Origin of the sequence: Vibrio sp. 1S139 (assembly GCF_041439475.1) — a bacterium.
Lineage (GTDB): Bacteria > Pseudomonadota > Gammaproteobacteria > Enterobacterales > Vibrionaceae > Vibrio > Vibrio crassostreae_C.
Window position 1 is genome coordinate 1 of sequence record NZ_JBGOOD010000129.1, and the last position, 3,616, is coordinate 3,616.

Sequence of the window (3,616 nt, forward strand, 5' to 3'; positions counted from 1 at the left end):
ACACATGGACTACACAACCCTACTCGATAACTTCGTTTTTTGGGGCATCTTTCTACTGGTCTTTTGGCTGGTTTGGAAAAGTCATGCACCCATGACGTTTTTTGCTGCGCATTGGACACTGTTTCAACGCAACGCGGCGCCGATCCTTCGCATGAAGTTCGCACGCCAAAGACGTTAACACTCAAGCTATCTTGCCGAATCACCTCACCTTTTTAGGAGCTTTCTCCTAAAGGGGGCGCTCCTTTTTTATTAGGAGCGATTATGAGTCAAACTACCCCACCGCTATTTGGTCACTATGTACTTAATGACGCCCTCGATCCATCGGGCTTTATTGATATCACATCCACAGCCAAGGACGCGGGCTTTTACTTCCCGTACACCGGCATCAGTCAACAAGCGTACTTTCAAGCGGTTGATGTGCCGGCTCAGTCGCAGGTGCCCTTTACGGTGTGCCAACCACCCAGCCTCGATAATCTGTACGTCAACCGCTCACTCGACTTAATTGCGAGCATTGAGCGAGACCAATACGATCAACCTATGCTCATCATCACGACCAAAGAGGACGAGGTGCACGACGCATAATCACTGACCGTCAATACGGTGGTGCTTTGCACCACCTTTACCCATGAGGGGGCTCCTTTTTATTAGGAGCACCTGTATGCGATACCAATCCTCCTATGGCCAAGGCAAATTGCAAGAGCTGCAAGACGCCCCTGGCGAATACTACCAACTCACCGAGCCGGTGAGCCCCGATGAACTGCTGGATATGGCAAAAGCCATCGCCATCGACCGTTTATCACGCGGCGTCACCTTAGACAGCCCGGAGCAAACGAAACGCACCCTCAGTGGTTTACTGCAGGGGATGGACAGAGAAGTCTTTGGCGTACTCTTTCTTAACACTCAACATCAGTTGATTGAGTTTGAGATATTGTTTTATGGCACCGTTAACTCGGCCAGTGTCTATCCCAGAGAGGTCGTGAAACGCGCCCTACTTTGGAATGCCACCTCGGTCATTTTATGTCATAACCACCCTAGCCTATGCAGCGAGCCCAGTCAGGCGGACCGGCGCATCACACGGCAATTGTCGGATGCTCTGGCACTGATTGACGTGCGCATCCTCGACCACTTTGTGGTCGGTGAAACCGTCACCTCGTTTGCTGAGCGCGGCTGGCTTTAACTTTTACTATTCCCTAACCGGAGAGGCCTTCCGGTGGGAGGCCTTTTGACGTTTAACTCAGGAGGCCAACATGGTCCAAGTACCCGGCACACTCACCATCAAAACCGTTAGCGGGCGTTATGGCGACTTTAACGTCGCCATGCTCGATACCGACATTGGTCAATTCTCCGTTCGAGACGCGGTCTTAGATGAATACAGCGAAGGCACCTATCAAGGCACCTTTGGATTACAACGTATTTATCCGGGCAGCTATCAAACCAGCAACCGATTTGTGATTGAAACGCGCGCCGAGCTTAACGGCATTTGGCTCAGTGATTACAAAGAAGAGGCGCTGCCACGAGACGAGCCAATGGAAGAAGATCCGTTAGCCAAAGAACGCAAGGCGCAGCAGCAACTGACCGAGCAGCGAGACGTGGCCAGTCAGGCGTTGGCGTCGTCCCAAGAGAGTCAAGAGGACTTAGTCAGCTTGTTTGGGGCGCTGTGGCCATTACCAAGTCACATTGGTGACATCGTCAAACTCACCCCAGAAGTGGGGCGAGAAGTGATGGGCAAACAACTGGCTTACCTCAAGCGTCGCATCAATGATGAACGCGTGTGGAAGTTTGAGCCCAAATCGCAGCATTGGATGCGTCAACGCCATGATGAGGAGGCAAGCTAATGGCCGTGATGCACCCGCGCGTGGCGCACAACTACCTTAAAGACGGGTATTACCCGACCGATGAGGCGACCTTAACCCAGATAGCTAAGCGGCTGCGGTTCAAAGCGGGCACTCAGCGCTTGCTCGACCCGTGTTGCGGGGAAGGCAAGGCGCTGGCTCAGTTGGCGAGTCAAATCGTCGACCATGAGCAGAGCGCGCTTCACACCTATGGGGTGGAGCTGGATGAGGCGCGAGCCGTCACTGCCAGTCAATGTCTTGATTCGGTGCTGCGCAGCAATGCGTTTGACACACAAATCGGCTCAGGCAGTCAAACGTTGCTGTTTTTAAACCCGCCGTATGGCGCGGTGGTCACCGACCAGGTGGACAAGCAGCATCGTGACATGGCCAGACTGGAAGTGCAGTTCACTCAACGCCTGCTCCCCACGCTAAAGCGTGACGGCGTATTGGCGTTGGTGGTGCCCTATCCCTCTCTCTCGCCTGCATTTAGCCGTTATCTTGCGATGCGGCTACGACAGGTCGAGGTGTTCGCCGCCTCAACGGGCCGCTTTAAACAAGTGGTCATCTTAGGGCGCAAAGCGGACATGAGAGGGCCTGAGCATCAAGCGGAGCGCACACAAACGGCGACCCTGTTGGTAAGCGCTGGCGAAGGTAAGGCAATACAGCCTCACCCTGCTCGACCGTTTGAGATAGCCCCGGTCAATGACGCGCCATTTCGGTTTGAAATGATACGGCCAGACACCGGGCAACTAGAGCAAGCGTTTGGGGCGCATGGGGGGCTTTGGCCGACCTTTGATACTCAATTTAACCTCGCGAGGCACCACCAAGTGCCTCGGCCGTTAAGAAAACTGTCACCTTGGCATTTGTCGTTGTCGCTCGCGGCGGGACAAATTGCCGGCAAGGTGCACAGCAACGATGGCGCTCAGACCCTGCTGGTCAAAGGCGGCACTCAAAAGGTGCAGCGCACCGTGACCACGGTTGATGAGAGTCAAACCATCACCACCGTGATAGACCAATTTCAACCGCTCATTCGAGCGATTGACCTCACCCCCGGTGAGCGCTTTGGTCGCATCGTCGTCATACAATAACTTCACTGCCCGTCAGGCGCTTTTCCTGACGGGAAGGCGCCTTATTTTTTATAAGGAACTAAGCCATGAAGACTCCACTGATTTCGCTCGATAACGGGCTTTATCTCGATGCGGTGGTCACCACCGCTGATAACCAAGTGCAATTTCTCTCCGTATGGGGACGCGATGGCGCCATGCAACACTTTTTCGCCGCGCTCACGCTACCGATGAGCGAGGGCGGAATACGCGTCATGACCGTCAAATTGCCTGAAAGCAATCTGGTGCTCGACTTTGCCCAAGCGAAGTCACTCACCAAACGTACCACGCGGTTACCCAAACACACGCCTGTGGGTGAATGGGTGCACACCTGGCTGATTCATCCGTCGTTACTGAAACCGAGCGGTCAAAGTATGACGGTGATGAGTCAAACCCCGCTGTCTCACACCGCGTTGTGGCCAACGCTCAAGAAGCTGTGTCATTTGCCGCTGTTAGAGCATTGGCAACCAGCCCTACAACCGAGACTGCAATCCATGATTCACGAGCTGCCCTCCTATGGGGTATTTGCGTATCACTTGGACTTGCAGATTGACGTGATGGAGCCCTTAGTCAGTGAAGCGCTGCAGCAAGGCGTATTAACCGTACCGCAAGGAGCGATGCTATGAATGAATCGTAAGCGTCTTTAAATCGACTCATTGACTTTCAAGCCTCAACACAGAT

Annotated in this window: 5 protein-coding genes; all 5 read left to right on the forward strand. The window is 53.8% G+C overall.

Annotated elements, in window-relative coordinates; genetic code table 11:
* The first annotated feature begins 261 nt into the window (after window positions 1–261).
* The 5 genes from ACED46_RS21500 to ACED46_RS21520 all read left to right on the forward strand — a co-directional run bounded on the left by ACED46_RS21500 (window position 262) and on the right by ACED46_RS21520 (window position 3,561).
* Entirely contained in the window at window positions 262–582 is a 321-nt protein-coding gene (locus ACED46_RS21500; protein ID WP_371722414.1) for a hypothetical protein, read from the forward strand.
* Between the two features lie 76 nt (window positions 583–658).
* Window positions 659–1,177, forward strand: a complete 519-nt coding sequence (radC, locus tag ACED46_RS21505; protein ID WP_102425254.1) for a DNA repair protein RadC — start codon at window positions 659–661, stop codon at window positions 1,175–1,177.
* Window positions 1,178–1,247: 70 nt separating this feature from the next.
* Window positions 1,248–1,835 (forward strand): DUF3275 family protein, encoded by a 588-nt coding sequence (locus tag ACED46_RS21510; protein ID WP_371722415.1) that lies wholly within the window; start codon window positions 1,248–1,250, stop codon window positions 1,833–1,835.
* The gene (locus tag ACED46_RS21515) at window positions 1,835–2,920 is read left to right on the forward strand and encodes a DUF6094 domain-containing protein (protein WP_371722416.1); all 1,086 of its coding nucleotides are present in this window, start codon (window positions 1,835–1,837) and stop codon (window positions 2,918–2,920) included. The genes ACED46_RS21510 and ACED46_RS21515 overlap by 1 nt, the downstream gene beginning before the upstream one ends.
* A 65-nt stretch (window positions 2,921–2,985) precedes the next feature.
* Window positions 2,986–3,561: a hypothetical protein gene (locus tag ACED46_RS21520; RefSeq protein ID WP_371722417.1), complete on the forward strand. Its 576-nt coding sequence runs from the start codon at window positions 2,986–2,988 to the stop codon at window positions 3,559–3,561.
* The last annotated feature ends 55 nt before the right edge of the window (window positions 3,562–3,616 follow it).